This is a genomic window from Brumimicrobium oceani, from assembly GCF_003143775.1.
Taxonomy (GTDB): domain Bacteria; phylum Bacteroidota; class Bacteroidia; order Flavobacteriales_D; family Crocinitomicaceae; genus Brumimicrobium; species Brumimicrobium oceani.
In genome coordinates this window covers 135,118-155,477 of sequence record NZ_QFRJ01000005.1, presented here as the reverse complement: position 1 = coordinate 155,477, position 20,360 = coordinate 135,118, and the positions used below count along the sequence as shown (strand labels likewise).

The window sequence follows — 20,360 nt, the reverse complement described above, 5'->3', positions numbered from 1 at the left end:
GGCGAATAGCGGCAAAATTTTACTTTTGTATTCATGGTAAATAGCGACCAAATAAAATCACTTAAGGAACGAATTCAAAACTTGTTCGCCTACTTGTCAATCGACGAGAAGAAACGCAGTATTCATGAAAATGAATTGGCAGCGCAAGACCCAACTTTTTGGGATGACCCTAAGAAGGCAGAGGTGCTTTTGAAGAAAAATCGACAACTGAAGTTCTGGGTAGATTCCTCTGCTTCTCTGGCTGAAAGAACAGAAGACTTGGAAGTTTTGATTGAATTTTACAATGATGGTTCAGGAAGCGTTGAAGAAATTGAGGAGCTGTACAATAACATCATTGAGGATTTAGAAAATCTGGAACTAAAAAACATGCTTTCTGGCGAAGAGGATGGCTTAAACGCTGTTTTACAAATCACCGCTGGTGCTGGTGGAACAGAAAGCTGTGACTGGGCGAGTATGCTTTTGCGCATGTACCTCATGTGGGGAGAAAAAAATGGATACAAATTAAAAGAGCTCAATTATCAAGAAGGCGAGGTAGCTGGAATAAAAACAGTGACCATAGAATTTGATGGTGATTTTGCCTTTGGATATTTAAAAGGTGAAAATGGTGTTCATCGTTTGGTGCGTATTTCTCCTTTTGATTCTAACGCCAAAAGACATACTTCTTTTGCATCGGTTTATGTTTATCCTTTAGTTGATGATACAATAGAAATTGAGATCAATCCCGCAGATATTTCATTTGAAACATTTAGGTCTGGAGGAGCAGGTGGACAAAACGTAAACAAAGTAGAAACTGCTGTTCGACTAAGACACAAACCTAGCGGAATAGTCATTGAAAACTCAGAAGGAAGATCTCAACTGGGAAATAAAGAGAAAGCCATGCAGCTCTTAAAATCTCAATTGTATGAGTTGGAATTGAGAAAAAGGATGGAGAAAAGGTCAGAAATTGAATCTGAAAAGAAAAATATTGAATGGGGTTCACAAATACGGAATTATGTAATGCATCCTTACAAATTGGTAAAGGATGTAAGAACAGGACATGAAACAGGAAATGTTGATGATGTTATGGATGGAGACCTCAATGCCTTTTTGAAAGCTTACTTAATGGAGTTTGGTTCTTAAAAATTCATAAATACTTGAATACTAAATTATTATTTTATACTTTGTAGCACTTTATACTAAATCAAAATAGAATGTCTGAAGAAAATCACGTCAATAAGGATCAAAAAAAGTCAAACTCTGGGGTTTGGATTTTGCTTTTAATAATCGCCCTTTTGGGAGCAGGATTGTTGGGCTGGATGTACTCAAAAGAATCTAAAGCTTACAAAAGTTGTCAGGCAACAAATGCTCAACTAGAGCAAGAAATGAAATCTATGAAAGAGGCAATGTCTGGCTATATTGATGGGTCTACAATGGATTTACGTAAAGATTTCCAAATGATGCTGGACACTTACGACAGATTGATTGAAAAAGACGCCTCAAAATCAGACAGCCTTCAAGCGCAAAAAGACAGTATTAGCGTTCTTTTAGCCGAATTGAAAGACACAAAAAACAGAAGTTATTATCAAATCAATAAATTAAAGAAGCGTAATGAGCAATTGCGTCAAATTATGAATCGTTATTTGATTACGATAGATTCTTTAAACACGCTAAACATTGATTTAACTTCTCGTTTAGATAAAACAAGTTCAGAATTGAACATGACACAAGCCGAGCGTGATGAATTGAGAAAGCAAAATGATCAGAATGCTGAATTATTAACGAAAGGAGCTAAGTTGAATGCATTTAACTTTGTGAGTGAAGCCTTGAGGTACCAAACTTTTGGAGGAGAAACTAAATCCGTTAATCGCGCCGCAAGAGCTGAGATTCTTTCGAGTACTTTTACTATCGGAGAAAATAAAATAGCCAGAACTGGAAACAAATCTATTTTCATGCAAATTACCGATCCAAATGGACAAGTGGTTTACAAACGACCAAGTGATGTAACCAAAATCGCAGGAAGCGAAATTCTTTACACTGGTAAACGAGAAATTAATTACCAAGGTCAACTAATTGATATGACCATCGTTTACAACCTAGAAGGTAAAACAGTGGAAAGCGGAAATTACGTAGTAAAAATCTTTGCTGATGGTGCGCTGATTGGAAAAGATACTTTTACCTTGAAATAAGAGATTAAAAACTTTGAATAAAATCCAGATTCTGTAAAAAGGGTCTGGATTTTTTGTTTGGATGAAAAGCTAAGGGGAATTATCAATTATGGATTAGAAAAGTTTCACAACCGATCACATTGTTTTTATATTTTTAGGATAAAGTGATTTGTGTCAAGCTCAATTTCAGATTTACCTACTTTTACACTATTGTCTGATAAAAATTATTGGCGCTATATCTTTTTTTGTGGGGTTTAGTTTTGTCGTCAAGTACAACGTCTTTGACTATTAATATGCCCCTCAACTGGAGCTAAATTTAAAAACCTTAACTACTACACTCTAAGAAACCAAACCAAGCATGAAGCTTTCTAAATGGTTGGTATCCCATCAGTAGCTTTAAATTCAGATCAAATGAAATACTTTTATCGGACAACAATGGAACTTTTATTATTATTTTCTTCAAATGAATCTTTGAATTCTTGATTTTATGAATTTTATGATTTATAAAATTAAATGCTTGTCGGGAACTTTACCAGCAGTTTAATAAATTACAATAGAAAATGGTTTTCTCTAAAATTTGACAAGATTCTTCCATTGTTGAAAATCATAATTTTCCACAATGATCAGGATGACAGTTGTGGGAGTTAGGGGGCAAATATGCCTTAGCCTAATGTCATCCTTCGCAAATTTCTTTTTCAATTTGTTGAAAATAGAAATTTGCGAAGGATCTTGTCTGTTCACCGCTTAATCACATACTTGATTAGATATATTTACTGGTAAAGTATTGGATAGGCATTTAAAATTAAATCTACAATGTAATTGATCGTTTTCAAAACGCCCCGACATTGTATCTTCGGGGTTGGATTTTTCTTCACTTGAACTATAATAATTTGTTAATGCTTCAATACGGAGCATTTAATTGGATATTTTTGTAACAAAACAATTTCTATGAGAGTTTTACTAACGTTTATTGTATTGGTTATAGGTGTATTCACTGCTTACTACATGAATAAGACATCATTAGAAAAGAAGCAACTCCCAGTAATTCAACCCCGTGATGTCAATTCTGAAATGGTTGACCCTGAACTGGTGAACATGGGAATTGGTCACCGTATCGGTAAGTTTTCTTTAACCAATCAAAACGGTGGAACCATTACTTTGGATGATGTTGAAGGAAAAATCTTTGTTGCTGAATATTTTTTCACGACTTGTTTAACCATCTGCCCTGTAATGACAGAAGAAATGTCTCGTATTCAGCAAAAATTTAAAGGAAACGAAAACCTCAAAATCTTAAGTTTCACCGTTGACCCCGAAGTTGACGATGTATCAGTAATGAAGGCTTATGCCGAAAAACACAATGCCGAAGACGGACAGTGGCATTTCCTCACAGGAAAGAAAGAAGACTTATATAGTTTAGCAAGAAACTCTTTCTTTGTTTTAAAACCAGCGGAAGCAAGAAACTTAGGTGATGCTGGGTCTGATTTTATTCATACCAATAACTTTGTGTTGGTGGATGAAGAATTAAGAATCCGTGGCTATTATGATGGTACAAGTTCTGAAGAGGTGGATATTCTGATGGAAGATATAGCGCTTTTACTAAATAAAAAATAGGCGCAAAATAAATTGCACCTATTATATATTTTGAATCCGACATGAGCCGGAAGATTTAATCAAGTTATTGTTGAGCTAAATCGCTTTGTTCTGTTTTTGTATCAATATCTCCGTAAGCATCACATTTTGCTTTAGATGATCCACAAGAAGAGGCGATAGACACAAAAAGTAGTCCTACGATAGCCAAAGGCATCATTTTTTTCATAGCTTTTAAATTTAAAATTTGTTTGATGTCCGTAAATATATGGAATTACCGATAACTTATAGAATTATTTCCAATTTGATTTTATAAACTTGTAAAGAATAAAGCGTTGATAAGTACGTTAAAGTCTGTGATATGATAAGAATAATGATGCTTCTTGTGATTCTTTCGTCCTTCTCTATTTGGGGTCAAAATTCTTATCAATTGTCTTTTATTTCACAAGAAAATGAGCCATTTTCTCCTAAAAAAGATCTTTTTCTCGATACTCAGGAGGAAATAATTCAATATTTGGCAAAACTAAGAAGTAAGCACATTAAGCAAGGTTATGTTTTAGCTTCAGTGGATTCCATTTTCTATATGGACCAAGTTGCTCAGATTTACTACTATCGGGGAGAAAAGTTTGAAAAACTAAGTATTTCTTACGACGAAGAGGATGCATTCATTATCAGCAAAGTACCTAGAATGAATGAGCGAATGATCTCAAAATTGCCTTTTAAACCAGCTTTGGTTGAGCAACTTTTGCAAGGAATCAATCTGTATCTGAATGAGAATGCATATCCGTTCTCAAAGGTATTTCTGACCATTGATGAAATTAAACCTGGAGTTTCTAAGGCCCATCTTCATATTGAAAAAGGTCCGCCAGTAAAAATCAAAACTATTTTCATCAAAGGGGAATCTAAAGTACATGATCAATTTGTGAGCAATGCAATTGCGATAAAGGAAGGTGATGATTATAATGGAACGCTTCTCAAAAACATTTCAAACAAGATCAGTCAAATTCAATTTATAAAAGAAATTCGCCCCTATGAAGTTCTATTTACGCCAGACGGAGCAGATTTATACCTTTATCTGGAAAGCGTTCCCGTGAGTTTAATTAATGGAATTGTAGGATTACAGCCAGATCCTGTGACAGAGAAAACTGTAGTTACAGGAGATGTGAGATTGAAGCTTTTGAATATTCTTAAACGAGGGGAGGAATTAGACATCAACTGGAAAAGTTTACAGCCAAAAACACAAGAATTAGACCTCAGTTTTAGCTTTCCATTTCTATTCAATACGCCTTTCGGAATTGACACAAAATTCGACTTGTACAAGCAAGACAGCACATTTTTGAGTACAAACATCAACCTAGGAATTCGCTACTTCCTTACTGGGGGAAGCTATATCAAGGTGTTTTATCAAGCCAATAACTCCAATTTATTGTCAGGAGCTTCTTCAATTGCGAACAGTAATTTGTCGTCTTTATCCAACAATAGTTATGGAATTGGGCTCTACCGAAACAATGTAGATTTCTTACCGAATCCGAGTAAAGGTTTCCGATTGTCCATGGATATTTCGGCAGGAAGAAGAAAAAGTCGTGCAACACCAGAGGATACAACCACCATTTCAACGACCTTTAAAGGGAATTTAAACATGGAAATATTTTTCCCCTTGGCCAGAAGACATGTTTTGAGATTGGCCAATTCAACACGGAGTTATTATGCACCTAAAATTTATCAAAATGAAGTTTTTCGATTTGGTGGATTAACTTCTCAACGTGGATTTAACGAGGAATTACTTTTTGCGACGACCTTAACAACATTCACTGCCGAGTATAGATTCCTTGTTGATAGAACATCCCATGCTTTTGCGTTTTTTGACCAATCTTTTTATGAAAACAATTCCAGAGAATATGTTAGCGATGACCCTTATGGTTTTGGAGTGGGCTTTAGTTTCGGAACAAACATAGGGATTTTCTCTATTTCTTATGCCTTAGGAAAACAGTTCAATAACCCGATTGAATTGAGGGATGGGAAGGTGCATTTTGGGTATGTGACTTATTTCTAATGCTGTAGGCGGTAAGCTGTAGGCGGTATGCTTTAGGCTAAAAGTTGCACTCTGCAAAGCATAAAGCCTACTGCCTAAAGCCCAAAGCCTAAAAGCTTAAAAAGCCTCACCAATTGTAAAATAAAATCCTGTGGTTAAATCGCTAGAAACTCCGAAGTCTATTCTTGCGTTAATTTTTCTTTCTTTGTCGACCTTGAATCGAAATCCTAAGCCTGCGGTGGTACGAATGTATTTTGATTGAAACTGATCAATTTCGTTTGCTACGATTGCATTTCCAGCAAAAGCCACCATTCCAAAGCGCCAAAACAGCGGGGTTCTGAATTCTGCTTGCCAGCCTATTTTTTGCTTGGCGAGCCAATATCCGTCATAATATCCTCTCATTCTTTTGTTTCCTCCAATTCCAGAAAGGTGAAAAAAAGGTGCGTTCCCTTGAATGAATCTCCCGTAAATATTGGCTGCGATTACTTTGTCATTTTTTAAATCGAAATACCTGATGGCGTCTATTGTTGTGAGATTATAAGTGAAATCGCTTCCTACCCACTTTCCAAATCGTTCGAAACTGGCTTGAATAGAATAACCTTTTGTTGGGTAGAAATTATGATTTCGTGTGTCGTATTTCATTCCAATTCCTAGTCCACTGATAATTCCCCCTTGACTTCCAGTGATTTTATCTTGTATCAATTGTCCGCCTTCTTCTCGTTCTACCACATCAAAATTATCGAAGGTATAGTGAACTCCTCCATAAAGTCCTGGTAAAATTTCGTAATATGCTTTGAAACGGATACGCGGATAATTCACAGAATATTGTTCTACTTTTCGTGGTTCATTATTCAAACCGTAAAAATTATAGAAGTAGCGATAATAACCAATTTCTCCATTAAAAACCACTTTGTTTTGTAAGGCCCAGATGTCAAAAGAAGCATAGGTTAACACTTGCTTTTCTAAGGTATAAGCTGCTCCTAAATTGATTTGTGAAGGACGAAGAATTGTATCAAGCGGGTTTGTTTTAAAACTAAAGAATCCCGCGGCTCCAAATCCTAAGCGTGTTTCTGGACCATAAAAAAGAATGGGAATTGCAATTATTTTTGGGGAATACCTTGTTTTTGTAGCATCATTTATTGTGTCTTTCTCTTGTGCGAAAATGCCCGCAGAAAATGCTGCGAGAATGGTGAATAGGGAAAGTAAAATGTACTTCAATTGTTTTTTGCGTAAATGTAATAAAACTCTAACAGTTATGGGGAGGATAATGTTTGATGGTTGGTTGCGCTGTAATGGAACGCTTAATAATGATTAATGTTTAATTATTAATGTTTAACGTGGTTTTGACGGTTGTTTTACTTGTGGTTTGTGTTTTATTGGAAAGCGAGCCTTAGGCTGGCTAGTCACCGAAGAGTTTTCTCGCTGACTAGCCTGTCGAAGGCAGTGAATAAGTAAGGAAAAACAGATACCTTTTAGTCTTTAGCTGGTGTTCTGAATTTCCGCTCTGAATATTGACCAATATAATAGGCTATTAAAATCGGGATTAAAGAGAATGCCATGTAACTTTCTGCATTTCCGAATTGATTGATTAATAATAGAATCACTGTTGTAACGGCGATAAAAATGATGTGAAATATTCCTTTTTTCATAGTGTATGTTTTGTCCTTCGAAAATACGATTTTTTTTAATAATCTTCAAGGGCTTTGTTTGCGAGGTATTGGAACACGGGTGACGCGGATCTTCGAACGCGGATAAACGCAGATATTTTTTGTTGGATAAATTCTAGTTTATTCGTTTCAAAACACCCCATTTCTCAATAATCCTCCAACCTTGTATTCAATTGATAGCCTTCAATCAACAAGGGTAAATTTTCATCGGCTGTTTCGAAGAAAGGCAATTCTCCTGATTTTAGTTTTTCGTCTAGTTCGGCTTTTGGGAGTAAATGTTTTGCATGATCCAAGTAAGTTCCCTTCATTAAATGTCTGTATTCGTGTTGGAAAATGACTGCTGCAAATCCATCCAATCTTCCTCGCTGAATTTCTCCTTTTTGATTTTTGCATTCATATTCTATCCATTTAAAAGTAGCCACGTTTCCTCTATCTTCACCGTTTGCACTCAAGCATCCGTGCCAAAAATTCTTGCGTTCTTTTGAAACATTCGTGATGATGGGATTAATAAAAACTTGATTATTGACTGTTCCCAAAACTTTGTACCTTGAATTATCATCCATGGCTTCAATAATGAAAATTTGCAGTCTTTTCCCCAATTGATTTGCCGCAATCCCCACACCTTCTTCTCGCAGCATTACCGCGTTCATACTGTCTATAAATGTATTCAGTTCAGGCGTATTAAACTCATCTTCTTTAATGCTGCGTGGCGTTAAATAAAGCGCGTTTTTATCTCTGCCTTTCTTATTTTTAGGAATATGTTGAACTACCTTGTACCCTTCTTTTGGGCTTTCGAATGTTAGGGATTTGTTGGTTGAGCAGCTGGTATGAGAAAATGCTGTCATGAGTAGAATGGTGAAAATTATGTAATTTTTAATCATGGGGAGTTTTTGTTGAACTTGCTGTTTTATTATTTCCAATTTAAATTTTCAGGATTCGTTTCTTCAGGTTTTCGAGATGCTTTTTTTTCAATTTCATCAATTAATTTTCCTTTCTCTGAATAGGTTTTATCAATTATTCGAGCACGTTTTCGCTTTTTAAAATTCACGATAATGTGTCGTTTTAATTTTTCGTTTTCATAATACCATTTTCGCTCCCATTTATAGACAGAAGTATCACCAGATTTTGATTCATAAACTGAAGAATAAATAAGGAGACTGTCTTTATATAATCTTTCACCTGTGAAACTCCATTTTCCTTTTTGACCAGAAAAATGCTCTCTGTAATCAAATGAAGTGTCTGATAAAGTATCTGACTGCGAGAATGAACTCGTAGCAAACGAAATAAATAGAAAAAGTATTGCAAGGATTTTCATTTCTCTAGTAATCTGAAGTTGTTACTCCCCTATTGGATATTGGTTAAAGGTAAGAAAAATTAAGAAATCGTGAATTGATCTCAATAGAGCAAGGAGTCACTCTATTACTTTGATCTTGATAGAAATTAGCTTATCCCTTACAAATCAACCTACTCAAATCTGCACTGTTTTTAATAGCATTACAACCATTTTAAAATGGTAAATCATCTTGATTCTTGTCGTGCTTATTTGCCTCTTTTTCGCTTTCCATTAATTCGTAGTCTCCATTCAAATAGAAATCATAATCTGTGGCATTTTTCTTATAAAAATCATCTTCTGGAATGCCATCAATTACAAAAATTCTACGAAATTTCATTTTTCCTCCAAGGAAGTAAGACTCCTTGATATATTCTCGACCTTTCTTATCTGTATATACCTTTTTCATTGGTTTTGTTTATTTGTGGAATTAAAGTGGTGAGCGAAAAATCACTTTTAGATTCACAGGAATGTCAATATTGGAGGGTGTTACGCAGTTGTATCCTAAAGGCTGTCTTGTGGTGCGTTACCTTTTGGTGTAGATATCGGATTCACTTGGATTTGACCTCCGATTGCTTTTAATACTTTCATTATTGTCGAAAATTGAGGTTTAGCACCGTCTGATAATGCTTTGTACAAACTCGTTCTGCTCAAGCCTGTTTCCTCAGCAATTTTTGTCATTCCTATGGCTTTTGCAGTATGCCCGATTGCGTTAATCAAATCAGCATTATCTCCATTTTCTAAAACAGTATTGAGATATTCCACAATCATCTCTTTGCTGTCCAAATAATCCGCTATTTCAAATTTTGAAGTTTCCATTTTCTATTTTTTTAAATTATTCCTAACAGCTCTTATCAGAATTTCATACTTTGACGACACCTATCCTCGCTCAAAAACAACAATTCAATCACTATCCAACACACCCCACTCATCAACAATCTCATTTCCTCTGGTGATCATCAATTTACCAAATTGCAAGAATACAAATTCACTTTGGTGAGGGCGCAAAAAAACAAAATCATCAACTTCTAAATTTGCAGTCATGGGTGCATTAACCATTGTTTGATTAGTGGATGCTCCAAAAAGTGTGTTCAGCTGTAAGTCTTCTGGAAAAACATAATCTGCTTTCCAAAATCCTCCATAAATAAAAAAGGATTGAGCATTTTTTCTATTGATGAAACGCAAAAGTGTTTTAAACTTTTCTAAGCCTGGAATAGTGGTGTCTTTCATTTTTTTTAGCACAGGAGTTGCTATAAAACACGCTGGACTATAATTACTTAATGTTGGAACATCAAAGGTGCTTGGCTTAACAAAACACGAACCTGCTGCAACATCATTTAAAGGTGAGGATGAAGTGTTATGCAAGCGAACGGTTGGACTTCCTGCACCGTTAAAAGTCAGACGATCATTCCAAAGTTCTGAAAATTGTTCTTCAACCATCCTTTTGCTATCATTATAAAAGTTGTTGCTACTGCTCAAAGATTTCTTTTGAGAACGAAGAATTTTTGGCACCTTTACCACATGCGGATCATAGCCCATAAAACCGCTAAATTCTATTTTTCCACCACTGGCTTTTATAATTTCTAAAACATCTTTTACTTCACTTAATGTTTGAAATCCGCCCCGATGCAATCCGACATCAATTTCTAAATTTAAACGAAGCGTTTGCTTTAACTCTTCTGCCAATTTTAAGTATTCCAAAGCGCGCTTTTTTGTATCCACTAGCCATTGAATTTGACTGTATGGATTAAAATCATTTTTACTTTTTGGAAAGTTCTTAAAAAAGAATGCTGCAGTTTTTATAGGCATGGGTTTTCCCAATAGAATGTCAGCTTTGCTATCTAAAATGGTACTCAAATGACTTAAAAAAGGTTGATGAAAAACCATAAAACGATTTGTGTTCATCTTTTCTGCCACATAGTTCAATAAATTGGGGGAGGGCAAAGATTTGACCACTACGCGAAAGTGCGCATTCGATTTTAGGTCAGCTTTAAATAGTTCAATATTTTCATCTACCCTGTCAAGATCGACCACTAAAAACGGTATTGCCCGATGATGGTTTTTTAAAGTAGAATTAAGCTGTTCAAAGTAGTTCTTATCGCTCTTCTTTTTCATCATCCAATCAATTGCTTTATGTACGGGTTTGTGAAAATTTCATCTGGGTCTTGCTCTTTTCTGATCTTATTAAATTCAGGATATTTTGGGTAAAGATCTATCACATCTTGCTGCGTTAATGTATGCATTTTCCCCCAATGCGGACGACCTCCATAAGACCTGAAAATTGCTTCTAAAGCTTTAAAATACTCCGTATTGTCTTTTTTATTGTAGACATGGCAAGCGATGTAAGCAGAATCACGACCATAGGCTGGACTCATATAAATATCATCTGCTTTTACCCACCGACTCTCTATTGGAAAATGAATAGCAAATTTTTCAGAATTGACTAACTCAATAATTTCTTTCATCACGTCTTGATAGGCTTCAGCAGGCACATTATATTCCATTTCTGTAAATTTAACCAAGCGCATGGTTGCATATACTCTGTGACTGTAGTTTAATTTTTTCATGGTCGGTACGGCTTGAGCCACGATTTTAGAGACCATTTTATTCTTAGATGGAAAGATTTTGGCCAATGCACACAAGGCCTTGAAGGTATAATTTTCTAAAACTAATTCTGACGCATAGTTCAAGAAAGTATCTTTATCAGGTTCTCCGCTTTCTGCAATATTCGTAGTTTTGGTCCAAACCGTTTGGGTATAAGGAAACCAATAATGTTCAAAATTTCGATTTTGACGATTTCTTTCCGATATGCTTGACATTACTTCGTTCAATTGTTCCTTTCTATTCGTAACCAATAATTTGTAACTCGGAACACATTGCAATGTGATTTCGGTAATTACTCCCAAAACACCCAGAGAAACTTGAGCTGCTTTAAATAATTCAGGATTTTCCGATGGAGAACATGATTTGATTTCTCCTTTTCCGTTAATCAATCTTAAAGCAATTATTTGGGTACTAATTGTTCCAAAATCCGTTCCCGTTCCATGGGTTCCGGTACAAATTGTTCCTGCGATAGACTGCGCATCAATATCACCAAGGTTTTCCATTGCAAGACCTTCTGCCCACAAAAGTTCGCCGAGTAATTTCAATTTAGTTCCCCCTTTCACCGTAACCTGACAATTGTCCTTATCCACATTCACCAATCCTTGATATTCATCCAAACTCAATAATATTTGGTCTGTTTTACACAACTCCGTAAATGAATGTCCGGTTCCAATTACCCTAATCTTATTCCTTTCATTGGACGCTTTCAAAACCAAATTTTGAATATCAAACTCCGTGGACGGATAGGCAATTTGGGCTGGCTTCCATTCCACATTTTCTGACCAATTTTTTCTGTGATCTCTACCGCCTTCCAATCGAACTTGTGCAATTTTTGCACTAGTTGACATTTCATCAAGTTCACCTTTTTTGTAGGCGTTTTTAATTATTCCTTTAATAGATTCAATCATTGAGTTTTCGTTAATGTAGTAAATCGGTCCATGAGGTATCTCAAATAGACTATGCTTTTTGAGATTCGTTTTTAATATTATTCTATATCGATAATGAATTATTTGTCCTTTCGCCCGATATCTTTTGAGCTTTTTATCAAAAGATATTATTTCAGAAAATGGAATAAACTTTTTACCACCTAAATGCCTTCCAAGCCAATGGTCGTTTTCAATGATTAGATTTTTATTACTACAGTCAAGAGTTATTTTGTTGGTAATACTCCAAAATCTGGCGTGTACAATAAAAATGGATAAAATCACTAATGGTAAAAGGAGATAAATCGGTTCTTCAATATTTATAGTTGCAACTGCAACGAAAAACCCGAGAAATATTATGAACAAGCTTCCGAATAGCCAATTCCACTTTCCGAATTTAAGAATTAAAACGGGTAAATTACCGTCCACAGAGAAGCCAGAAGCAGTTCGCTCTGACAATTCAATTAATTTTTCACAGTAAAACGTTGAATTTTCGTCTGAACTCATCATTTCTCCCAAATGTTCGTCACTGCCTATTACTTCATTCAGTTCCTTTGAAAGTAGATTTCTCATTCTATTTAATGCTGTCTAACGGGAGTCTGCGCACAAACCCCATTTTTACTCAAATATAACTCATATCAAACAAATAAACTTCATTTGAGGAAGTCTTATTTTTATGTTTTAACAAAAATGAAAATGGTTGACTTTTATAAAAACTTCTTAAAATCGACTTAAATGGCTTTAAAAAGTCCAAAAAAGTAAAAACAAGTGCTTTTAGCTTGTTTTTTAGGTCTTTTACGCTAAAAATAGACATAAGTCTCCTGAGATTGTAGCAAATCATCATTAAATTGACTTCGGACAGTACGTTTTCCTTGCCTTTCATTAAGGTGAAAGTAAAACCCCATTGCCGTTTTAAAGTTCCAAATTGATGTTCGGTTACTTGCTGTCTTAAACGATAATAATTTGGGTTTTCATTGACTCTTTTTTCATTGTTTTCTAACGCTTCTTGATATATGGAACGTTCAATTAACCTTCCGTTTTTAGCTGCGGTACATTTTTCACGAATTGGACAAGTTTTACATGCTTTAAAGTTTTTATAATGCTTCACTTTGTGACTGCCTTTGTTGTAAACATTTCCTGTACCAGCAAGAGTTTGGTTGTTTGGACAAGTGTAGGTGTCTTCGGATTTATTGTATTGAAAATCTTGCATATCAAAAAGCCCATTCTTTTGAGAAGAATGTTCTTTGGGAGAGGAATAAGTTATGATGTTGTTTTTAGAACAGATATCAATATGTTTTCCAGTGGTGTAGCCTTTATCCGTAAGGCAATCCATTTGCTGAACTCCTAGCAATTCCTTTGCATCTAGAGCCATTGGAGAAAGTGCATGTGTATCATTAACTGTACCTGTGTCGTTGTTTACAAAAAGGTTATTATTCGCATCACAACCTGCCTGTACGCAATAGCCAACATTAACTATGTTTCGGTGCAAAACCACACTTTTAGCGTCTGGATCTGAAAGACTAATTTGACTCTCCCCCGATTCTTGAAGTTGCTTTTCGATGTTTTTGTAATTATCTTTTTTGTTATTTTGATAAGCTATTTTATCATTAATTTCTTGTTTGACGGTTTCAGAATCTGCTAGTTCAAGTGCCTTTTGGTATTCGTTGATTTTACTGTCTATATAATCAATATGTCTATCAATTTTCTTCTGGTTAAAATTATTTTTCAAAGCATTTTGAGCTCTTATTTTAAAGGAATCAATGGCAATAACTTCGCCTGAAATTAGCTCCCAATCTTTGAGTAAGACCACAAAAAACCGAAAGGCTTTTTTAAAAGCATCGGCATTCTCTTTTCTAAAATAAGCAATTTTTCGAGCCGATGGTCTTAAACCTTTAAGCAACCATATTACTTCAAGATTTACCTTGCAGGCGTGTTCTAATTTTCGAGAAGAGCGCAATTGATTTTTGTATCCATAAAGATACAATTTGAGTAGATCACTTGGGTGAAAAGGTGGGCGACCTTCATCGGCTAATACTTGTTTAAAACCCAATTCCTGAAGTGGAAGCATCTCCACAAACAAATCAACAATACGTGCCCAAGAATCGGGAGAAACCATTGAGTTGAAGTCCATCATCTGGAGCTGATATCGATCGAAACCTTTAATAAAATCCATACCTAAAGATACGAAAAAATGAGCAGATTTTTAAGTGTTTTTGGAAGTGTATTTTGGGTTTTTGCGCAGTCTGACGGTTTGGCTATGTGACGACCTGTTTTTAAATGTTTTATCGAAGATACAAACATTTCATTTACATGAATGTAAAAATCGAAGGTTTTTACAGGCTGACTGCAAAGGCTGTGTTATGTGTGCAAAATTATTATTCAACTCGGAAGACTTTTTTTGTGGTTCCATCTGAATATATGTATATGAGTAAAGTGTTTGGTTTTTCCACGATTTCTCTACCTGTTAAATCAACAACTTTAACAATTTCCTTATCCTCTAATTTATATTCATTTGTGCTAAGGAAAGGATTATATCTTCCGATATGTGAAGTGGGAGCGCTGAACTGACCACCACAATAAAGCATATTGTCATAATCTTCTAGGCACACGATCCATTGATTAAAGTTTGCTCCAATTTGAGACCAGTCTGTACCATTCCATTTCATAACAGTTCTTTTCAAAATTAATGGAGGACTAGCAAAAATATCTGCTGCTATATAAAGCTCGTTACTAAACTCCCAAAACTCATGTATTTTTTTAATAATTGTATCGCCCATCGATGAATAGTTCGTCCCATCCCATCTAGCAATACCTTTCATTTCTATTCCTGAAATATTGTTCCATACATTACCTATAAGTAAATCTCCCTGAAAACTTTTCATTGGTCCAGTAGTTGAGAAGACTATATTAGAGTCAAAACTGATCCAATTTGATCCGTCCCACTTAGCAATGTTTTGCACATTCGTATTTGAGCCAGAAGCCATAAACTCTCCAGTTGCATATAGTGTGTCTTCATGCACCTCTAAATGAAGAACCGTACTATCAAGCCCATCACCCATAGAATCCCATACGTTTCCATCCCATGATGCAATATTTTTAATTGTAACTCCACCGATTGTGTTAAATCTTCCTCCCGAAATTAATAAAGAATCATAGCTGATTAGTTGTTGCGTTGATGAGAAAGGGTTCTTATTAAAATTACCACCTATTTGTTCCCAACCACCATTGATAAGTCGGAAAACACTTGATTGGGAGCTTTGATATGGAGAGCCTCCTCCTGCGTAAAGCGTGTCGTTATGAACACTCAACGTTAGTATTGAACCTATACCTGGAAGGTTTGGGTAATTAGTCCAAGTTGATCCATCCCATGATTTAACCCCAAAATAAAATCTACCGCCAACATACAACTCATTATCGAATTTGATCATGTCATAAACTATATCGTCTATACCTCCTGATACATCTTCCCAGCCTTGAGCTTTAGAATTATATGATAATAAGAAGAGCAATATCGCTGTGAAAATATATTTCATAATATGTTTTTTTACTAAAAATAAGCTATTACAATTGAGCAACCATATTTACATTATAAACAAATATTCAATTATGGATTTACTCTCATTACACCTAACGTTTGAGTATATGGTTTGTGGCAGGCAAAAGTGCGCAATTTTTTCGGTTAAAGTTTTACGATTTTAAAAATACAAAAACTTTGTGATTTTGCACTAATTTCGCCATAAACTATATGCGCTGTTGAAACGTACTTTTTCAGACGTCGATTGAAATACTGACTTTCCCACCAAGTCCTTTTTCAACGATGTCAAATAGTGTTTTTAAAGTCAGATTACTGCCATTATTTTCCACACGAGAAATGTAAGTCCGTTTTTTGTCAACAAGTTCTCCAAGTTGCTCTTGAGTCAGATTTTTTTCCTCACGTGCATTTCGTAAAAGTAAACCGATTTTAAATGATTCAAAATCTCTGTCGAGTTCGTCTCTGCGTTCAGTTCCTTTTTTCCCGTAAACTGTATCCTTTATTTCTTTCCAACTTTTAGTTTCCATTTCCTTTGTTTTTTTCTTCGTAATACTCTTTCATTAATCGAACAGCTTTATCGATTTCTTTTTTCGGAGTTTTCTGTGTCTTTTTAGTAAATCCGTTTAAGAGTATAACTAATTTATCTTTATCAAAGAAGCAAAAAACTCGCCAAATATTCGAACCTAATTTTATTCGAGCCTCATATAATCCTTTATGAGTTTTCATGGGTGCCAAATATGTTTTCGGCACGTGCTGATAAGTTTCGATTATTTCAATGACCTTAAAATTTTGTCTTGAACTTTTATCGGTTGAGCAAGTAGAAACTCCTCGAAATAATTTTTATATTGTATTACTTGCCTAACTTTTTCCATTCCGACAAAGGTAACTTAAAAGTTACTATTTCCAAAATGTTTATAAAGCTATATTTAAAGATCAGTTGTATTTGGGTATGCTTTACAACAATCGACTACACGCATAACGCAAATCTCTTCCGCTATCACTCCCACCAAATATAACACATATCTCAACACAAAACCCAACTACATCATACATTTCCAACAATCTACAGAAAAAGTAAAATATCAAATCAATCTCCTAGTCGAAGAATTATATGTATAATAAACGTTTAATTCTTCCGCTAAAACCCAAACCCGAAGCTTCGATTCCCGCCCCGTCGGAAACCGGTAGCATTATGAACTTGTTTTTGTTTTGCAGTTCATGCTAATTTGAGTAGCGACCTTGTGAAGCTCACTCAAATAGCTTGAATGCCAAAAAGAAGGAGTGAACTTTAGGTTGTAGGCGGAGATGGTGGCCTAGTATTAATTTATATCATTAAAAGTTGCTTATGGGGGTTAAAGATGAACTAAGAAATTGTATTTATAAAGTCCTCCCCCTTGTCCCCCTCCAAAGGGGGAGGTGCTTACCAATAACTGTTTAAGATCGTTGAAAATGTATAAACCAACAAAATGAATCAGAGTCCTAAAAAAACCTTACCCCAACTCCAACAAAACAGGACAATGGTCTGATCCCATCACTTCATTTAAAATGTCGGCATTTTTTACTTTGCTTTTCAGTGATTCGCTCACTAAAAAGTAATCGATTCTCCAGCCCACGTTTCTTGCTCTTGCTCCGCCACGGTAACTCCACCATGAATATTTCACTTCGTCGGGGTGCAATAAACGGAAGGTGTCAATTAAGCCATTTCCGGTGAAGGCATCCATTCCATCGATTTCTTTTTGGGTAAATCCTGCGCCTTTATTGTAGTTGGCTTTTGGCCTGGCAAGGTCGATATCTCTGTGGGCAACATTGAAATCTCCACAAACTATGACTGGTTTTTTGGCTTTAAGATCTTTTAAGAAAGTTAAGAAATCTTGATCCCAAGTTGTACGATAATCTAATCGCGATAAGTCATTTTTAGAATTGGGTACATAAACCACAATGACATAAAAATCTTTGTATTCGGCAGCAATGACACGTCCTTCTTGGTCATGTTCCTCCGTTCCAATTCCATAAATAACATCCAAAGGTTTTTCCTTACTCAAAATAGCAGTTCCAGAATAACCTTTTTTCACTGCTGAATTAGAAACAATATGATAATCCTCAAATGATTTTAACGCTTCTTGAACTTGATCATCTTGCGCTTTCGTTTCCTGCAAACATAAAAAATCTGGATTCAAAGCCCTCATATCCGCCTCAAAATCCTTTTGGATTATCGCACGAATTCCATTTACATTAAAAGAAACCAATTTTGTCATAATTCTATTTTTTTTGTAAAATATTAAACGTACTAATTAAGCATTGAAACTTCTGAAGTAGAAAGTTTTTTCATCAAGTCTTGCATTCCAATATCCTCCCCTTTGTGCCCCTCCGAAGGGGGAGACGCTTCGAACCAATGTTTATCTATTAAAGTCGATATTTTCGACTTTGAACTATTTTTTATCTTAGAATATCAACATTTCTTAATTCGAAAGTTCATTACTTATGATTTTGAGCTAGAAAATCGAATAGCAAGGCGCCAATGATTTTGAATTATAGGGAGTTGACAAGTGTCAATGACCGAATTCAAAATTATTGGCAACGCCGATAGTCGGTTTTATAGCCAAAATCAATTAGAAGCCTGTTACTCCGTTTACGGTGGTATACTTCAGGATATTCTTCTTATCCGGGTGAATCCTCGCAAAAGCAGATTGAACAGCGATTGTTCCTTCATGGAAACCACACAAAATCAATTTCAATTTACCAGTGTAGGTATTCACATCACCGATGGCATAAATTCCTGGGATATTTGTTGAATAATCTGTTGTTTCTACTTTGATTGCGTTTTTCTCGATTTCTAACCCCCAGTTAGCGATGGGACCAAGTGAAGGTTTTAATCCGAATAAGGGAATAAAGTGATCTGTTGGAAGAACTTGTTCTCCTTCTTTCTTGTGCTTAATGGTTACATTTTCCACTTTTCCATCACCTCCAATTCCAACAACTTCTCTGTCGGTAAGCAAGTTGATTTTTCCAGCTTCGGCTAAATCCATTACCTTTTGAACAGAATCTAAGTGACCACGGAAAGAACTTCTTCTGTGAACCAATGAAACTTTAGAAGCAATGTTTTTCTCTGTTAAGAAAATTGCCCAATCCAATGCAGAGTCTCCACCTCCAGCAATTACACATTCTTTTCCTCGGTAAAATTCTGGATCTTTAATGATGTATTCCACTCCTTTGTCTTCGTAGCTTTCTAAGTTTTCGATAGGTGGTTTACGTGGTTCAAAAACACCTAATCCGCCAGCAATCATAACGATTGGCGCTTCGTGTTTTGTTCCTTTATCTGTTGTCACGATAAATTTATCATCGGCTACTTTTTCGATATCCACAGCGGCTTCACCTAGTGTAAAACCAGGTTTAAATGGCGCTGCTTGTTCCATTAAATTATCTACTAAATCCCCCGCCAATACAGATGGAAAACCTGGAATATCATAAATTGGCTTTTTAGGATAAATCTCTGAACATTGTCCTCCTGCTTGGGGCAGTGAATCAATTAAATGACATTTCAATTTTAATAAACCTGCTTCAAAAATGGTAAACAAACCTACTGGTCCTGCACCTATTATAATTATATCTGTTTTAATCATATTTCTTGTTCTTATCGTAAATCTAATTGACTTACAAAATTAACGATTCTTTGTTTAACACTCAATAGCTTCTATTGTTTTCCTTTGAAAAGCTAACTAAACTCTCTTTTTAATGGTTAATGATAAATGTTTAATTATTAACGGTGAGTATAATGATTTTGACCCTTTGAAAATACATTTTATCAGCGTTCCAATAATTCGTAATTATTTAATTACTCAAAAATCGTTTGCATCACACTCAATGATTTTGGGGTTTTAAAACCATTTATATGTAATCGGAAATAATTGATTAAATGTTCTGTAATTTGTTTTCTGTGAGTTTTATGAATGTGCATGGCGAGTAAAGCATTCTTTTCACTTTGTAAAAGTTCGATAAGAATAGCGACTACCTCATCATTTACAAAAAGGTGACTGCTTGGGGTTTCATTGGCAATTACACCATCTTGCAGATCGAAAATTGAACCATTGGGGTCGCTTACATTTATTCCAATTCCTACTTGATCTGCTAATTTAAGCAAAAACCAAATGGGGTAATTGGTGAATTCGTCTGAATTGTCAATCCACTTTACTTCATGTTCTAAAAAAGCAAACATTTCAGCGTCTTTGTCACTGCTTTGTAATACTTGCGCCAAGACTTCAGTAATAAAAAACGCCAATCCACTCTTTAAGGGATGATAAGGAATGCTCTGCGGAATAAATGTAGGATTAATTTCGGTAATCTTACCCAAGTCACTATCTTCTCGGCGGAAAGCAGTAATCTCTACTAAACTTAAAGCTTGTAAAATATTACCCTTCTTTTTCTTTCCTCCTTGAAAAATATAGGCTTGAAAACCGTTTTCTAAAGTAAAGAAATTTAAAATTAAACTCGTTTCGCTGTAATTGAGTTTCCTCAATAAAATACCATGCTGAATTCCTTTCATT

Annotated in this window: 21 protein-coding genes; 4 read left to right on the top strand and 17 right to left on the bottom strand. The window is 35.3% G+C overall.

What is annotated here, in order from left to right; all coding sequences use genetic code 11:
• Window positions 1-33 precede the first annotated feature (33 nt).
• Together prfB and DIT68_RS08435 are read left to right on the top strand one after the other, a co-directional pair.
• Window positions 34-1,119 carry a peptide chain release factor 2 gene (prfB, locus tag DIT68_RS08440; RefSeq protein ID WP_109359359.1) on the top strand — a complete coding sequence of 362 codons (1,086 nt, stop codon included), beginning with the start codon at window positions 34-36 and terminating at the stop codon, window positions 1,117-1,119.
• A gap of 71 nt (window positions 1,120-1,190) precedes the next feature.
• Window positions 1,191-2,165: a hypothetical protein gene (locus tag DIT68_RS08435; RefSeq protein WP_109359358.1), complete on the top strand. Its 975-nt coding sequence runs from the start codon at window positions 1,191-1,193 to the stop codon at window positions 2,163-2,165.
• A gap of 723 nt (window positions 2,166-2,888) precedes the next feature.
• Here the strand turns inward: DIT68_RS08435 and DIT68_RS16335 are convergent.
• Window positions 2,889-3,059, bottom strand: a complete 171-nt coding sequence (locus DIT68_RS16335; protein ID WP_158276145.1) for a hypothetical protein — start codon at window positions 3,057-3,059, stop codon at window positions 2,889-2,891.
• Window positions 3,060-3,092: 33 nt separating this feature from the next.
• Between DIT68_RS16335 and DIT68_RS08430 the strand changes: the two genes are divergently transcribed.
• Window positions 3,093-3,755 carry an SCO family protein gene (locus DIT68_RS08430; RefSeq protein WP_109359357.1) on the top strand — a complete coding sequence of 221 codons (663 nt, stop codon included), beginning with the start codon at window positions 3,093-3,095 and terminating at the stop codon, window positions 3,753-3,755.
• A gap of 64 nt (window positions 3,756-3,819) precedes the next feature.
• Here the strand turns inward: DIT68_RS08430 and DIT68_RS16330 are convergent, their stop codons facing one another.
• The gene (locus DIT68_RS16330; RefSeq protein WP_158276144.1) at window positions 3,820-3,960 is read right to left on the bottom strand and encodes a hypothetical protein; all 141 of its coding nucleotides are present in this window, start codon (window positions 3,958-3,960) and stop codon (window positions 3,820-3,822) included.
• A 132-nt stretch (window positions 3,961-4,092) separates the two neighbouring features.
• Here DIT68_RS16330 and DIT68_RS08425 point away from each other — a divergent pair, with 132 nt between their 5' ends.
• Complete coding sequence (locus tag DIT68_RS08425) at window positions 4,093-5,784, top strand: BamA/TamA family outer membrane protein (RefSeq protein ID WP_146194164.1); 1,692 nt, start codon at window positions 4,093-4,095, stop codon at window positions 5,782-5,784.
• Window positions 5,785-5,880: 96 nt separating this feature from the next.
• On the opposite strand, the gene DIT68_RS08420 is transcribed toward DIT68_RS08425, so the two are convergent.
• The 15 genes from DIT68_RS08420 to recO form a co-directional block, all read right to left on the bottom strand.
• Window positions 5,881-6,981 carry a BamA/TamA family outer membrane protein gene (locus tag DIT68_RS08420; protein WP_158276143.1) on the bottom strand — a complete coding sequence of 367 codons (1,101 nt, stop codon included), beginning with the start codon at window positions 6,979-6,981 and terminating at the stop codon, window positions 5,881-5,883.
• Window positions 6,982-7,235: 254 nt separating this feature from the next.
• A complete protein-coding gene (locus DIT68_RS16325; RefSeq protein ID WP_158276142.1) occupies window positions 7,236-7,412 on the bottom strand; it encodes a hypothetical protein in 177 nt (58 codons plus the stop codon).
• 164 nt (window positions 7,413-7,576) lie between these two features.
• Window positions 7,577-8,311, bottom strand: a complete 735-nt coding sequence (locus DIT68_RS08415; protein ID WP_146194163.1) for a peptide deformylase — start codon at window positions 8,309-8,311, stop codon at window positions 7,577-7,579.
• Between the two features lie 29 nt (window positions 8,312-8,340).
• Window positions 8,341-8,745 (bottom strand): hypothetical protein, encoded by a 405-nt coding sequence (locus DIT68_RS08410; RefSeq protein ID WP_109359353.1) that lies wholly within the window; start codon window positions 8,743-8,745, stop codon window positions 8,341-8,343.
• A 190-nt stretch (window positions 8,746-8,935) separates the two neighbouring features.
• Window positions 8,936-9,169 carry a hypothetical protein gene (locus DIT68_RS08405; RefSeq protein WP_109359352.1) on the bottom strand — a complete coding sequence of 78 codons (234 nt, stop codon included), beginning with the start codon at window positions 9,167-9,169 and terminating at the stop codon, window positions 8,936-8,938.
• A gap of 95 nt (window positions 9,170-9,264) precedes the next feature.
• Window positions 9,265-9,579 carry an addiction module antidote protein gene (locus DIT68_RS08400; RefSeq protein ID WP_109359351.1) on the bottom strand — a complete coding sequence of 105 codons (315 nt, stop codon included), beginning with the start codon at window positions 9,577-9,579 and terminating at the stop codon, window positions 9,265-9,267.
• A gap of 84 nt (window positions 9,580-9,663) precedes the next feature.
• Complete coding sequence (locus tag DIT68_RS08395) at window positions 9,664-10,878, bottom strand: alanine racemase (protein ID WP_109359350.1); 1,215 nt, start codon at window positions 10,876-10,878, stop codon at window positions 9,664-9,666.
• Window positions 10,875-12,860, bottom strand: a complete 1,986-nt coding sequence (locus tag DIT68_RS08390; RefSeq protein WP_199223395.1) for a D-arabinono-1,4-lactone oxidase — start codon at window positions 12,858-12,860, stop codon at window positions 10,875-10,877. Before DIT68_RS08390 ends, DIT68_RS08395 begins: the two co-directional genes overlap by 4 nt.
• A 49-nt stretch (window positions 12,861-12,909) precedes the next feature.
• On the bottom strand, window positions 12,910-14,460 hold the full coding sequence (locus DIT68_RS08385; protein ID WP_199223394.1) for an IS1182 family transposase: 1,551 nt from the start codon (window positions 14,458-14,460) through the stop codon (window positions 12,910-12,912).
• 202 nt (window positions 14,461-14,662) lie between these two features.
• Window positions 14,663-15,820, bottom strand: coding sequence for a Kelch repeat-containing protein (locus DIT68_RS08380; RefSeq protein ID WP_109359349.1), 1,158 nt, complete (start codon window positions 15,818-15,820; stop codon window positions 14,663-14,665).
• A 235-nt stretch (window positions 15,821-16,055) separates the two neighbouring features.
• Window positions 16,056-16,346 (bottom strand): helix-turn-helix domain-containing protein, encoded by a 291-nt coding sequence (locus DIT68_RS08375; RefSeq protein ID WP_109359348.1) that lies wholly within the window; start codon window positions 16,344-16,346, stop codon window positions 16,056-16,058.
• Window positions 16,336-16,569: a type II toxin-antitoxin system RelE/ParE family toxin gene (locus DIT68_RS08370; protein WP_317133893.1), complete on the bottom strand. Its 234-nt coding sequence runs from the start codon at window positions 16,567-16,569 to the stop codon at window positions 16,336-16,338. Before DIT68_RS08370 ends, DIT68_RS08375 begins: the two co-directional genes overlap by 11 nt.
• Window positions 16,570-17,309: 740 nt before the next feature.
• Window positions 17,310-18,074, bottom strand: coding sequence for an exodeoxyribonuclease III (locus tag DIT68_RS08365; protein WP_109359347.1), 765 nt, complete (start codon window positions 18,072-18,074; stop codon window positions 17,310-17,312).
• Window positions 18,075-18,428: 354 nt separating this feature from the next.
• A complete protein-coding gene (locus DIT68_RS08360; RefSeq protein WP_109359346.1) occupies window positions 18,429-19,439 on the bottom strand; it encodes an NAD(P)/FAD-dependent oxidoreductase in 1,011 nt (336 codons plus the stop codon).
• Window positions 19,440-19,651: 212 nt separating this feature from the next.
• On the bottom strand, window positions 19,652-20,359 hold the full coding sequence (recO, locus tag DIT68_RS08355; protein WP_109359345.1) for a DNA repair protein RecO: 708 nt from the start codon (window positions 20,357-20,359) through the stop codon (window positions 19,652-19,654).
• Window position 20,360 lies beyond the last annotated feature (1 nt).

What these genes read in the sequence shown, in the direction of transcription:
- prfB (WP_109359359.1), top strand. Translation starts at nt 34, where the DNA reads ATGGTAAATAGCGACCAAATAAAATCACTTAAGGAACGAATTCAAAAC.
- DIT68_RS08435 (WP_109359358.1), top strand. Translation starts at nt 1,191, where the DNA reads ATGTCTGAAGAAAATCACGTCAATAAGGATCAAAAAAAGTCAAACTCT.
- DIT68_RS16335 (WP_158276145.1), bottom strand. Translation starts at nt 3,059, where the DNA reads ATGCTCCGTATTGAAGCATTAACAAATTATTATAGTTCAAGTGAAGAA.
- DIT68_RS08430 (WP_109359357.1), top strand. Translation starts at nt 3,093, where the DNA reads ATGAGAGTTTTACTAACGTTTATTGTATTGGTTATAGGTGTATTCACT.
- DIT68_RS16330 (WP_158276144.1), bottom strand. Translation starts at nt 3,960, where the DNA reads ATGAAAAAAATGATGCCTTTGGCTATCGTAGGACTACTTTTTGTGTCT.
- DIT68_RS08425 (WP_146194164.1), top strand. Translation starts at nt 4,093, where the DNA reads ATGATAAGAATAATGATGCTTCTTGTGATTCTTTCGTCCTTCTCTATT.
- DIT68_RS16325 (WP_158276142.1), bottom strand. Translation starts at nt 7,412, where the DNA reads ATGAAAAAAGGAATATTTCACATCATTTTTATCGCCGTTACAACAGTG.
- DIT68_RS08415 (WP_146194163.1), bottom strand. Translation starts at nt 8,311, where the DNA reads ATGATTAAAAATTACATAATTTTCACCATTCTACTCATGACAGCATTT.
- DIT68_RS08410 (WP_109359353.1), bottom strand. Translation starts at nt 8,745, where the DNA reads ATGAAAATCCTTGCAATACTTTTTCTATTTATTTCGTTTGCTACGAGT.
- DIT68_RS08405 (WP_109359352.1), bottom strand. Translation starts at nt 9,169, where the DNA reads ATGAAAAAGGTATATACAGATAAGAAAGGTCGAGAATATATCAAGGAG.
- DIT68_RS08400 (WP_109359351.1), bottom strand. Translation starts at nt 9,579, where the DNA reads ATGGAAACTTCAAAATTTGAAATAGCGGATTATTTGGACAGCAAAGAG.
- DIT68_RS08395 (WP_109359350.1), bottom strand. Translation starts at nt 10,878, where the DNA reads ATGATGAAAAAGAAGAGCGATAAGAACTACTTTGAACAGCTTAATTCT.
- DIT68_RS08390 (WP_199223395.1), bottom strand. Translation starts at nt 12,860, where the DNA reads ATGAGAAATCTACTTTCAAAGGAACTGAATGAAGTAATAGGCAGTGAC.
- DIT68_RS08385 (WP_199223394.1), bottom strand. Translation starts at nt 14,460, where the DNA reads ATGGATTTTATTAAAGGTTTCGATCGATATCAGCTCCAGATGATGGAC.
- DIT68_RS08380 (WP_109359349.1), bottom strand. Translation starts at nt 15,820, where the DNA reads ATGAAATATATTTTCACAGCGATATTGCTCTTCTTATTATCATATAAT.
- DIT68_RS08375 (WP_109359348.1), bottom strand. Translation starts at nt 16,346, where the DNA reads ATGGAAACTAAAAGTTGGAAAGAAATAAAGGATACAGTTTACGGGAAA.
- DIT68_RS08365 (WP_109359347.1), bottom strand. Translation starts at nt 18,074, where the DNA reads ATGACAAAATTGGTTTCTTTTAATGTAAATGGAATTCGTGCGATAATC.
- DIT68_RS08360 (WP_109359346.1), bottom strand. Translation starts at nt 19,439, where the DNA reads ATGATTAAAACAGATATAATTATAATAGGTGCAGGACCAGTAGGTTTG.
- recO (WP_109359345.1), bottom strand. Translation starts at nt 20,359, where the DNA reads ATGAAAGGAATTCAGCATGGTATTTTATTGAGGAAACTCAATTACAGC.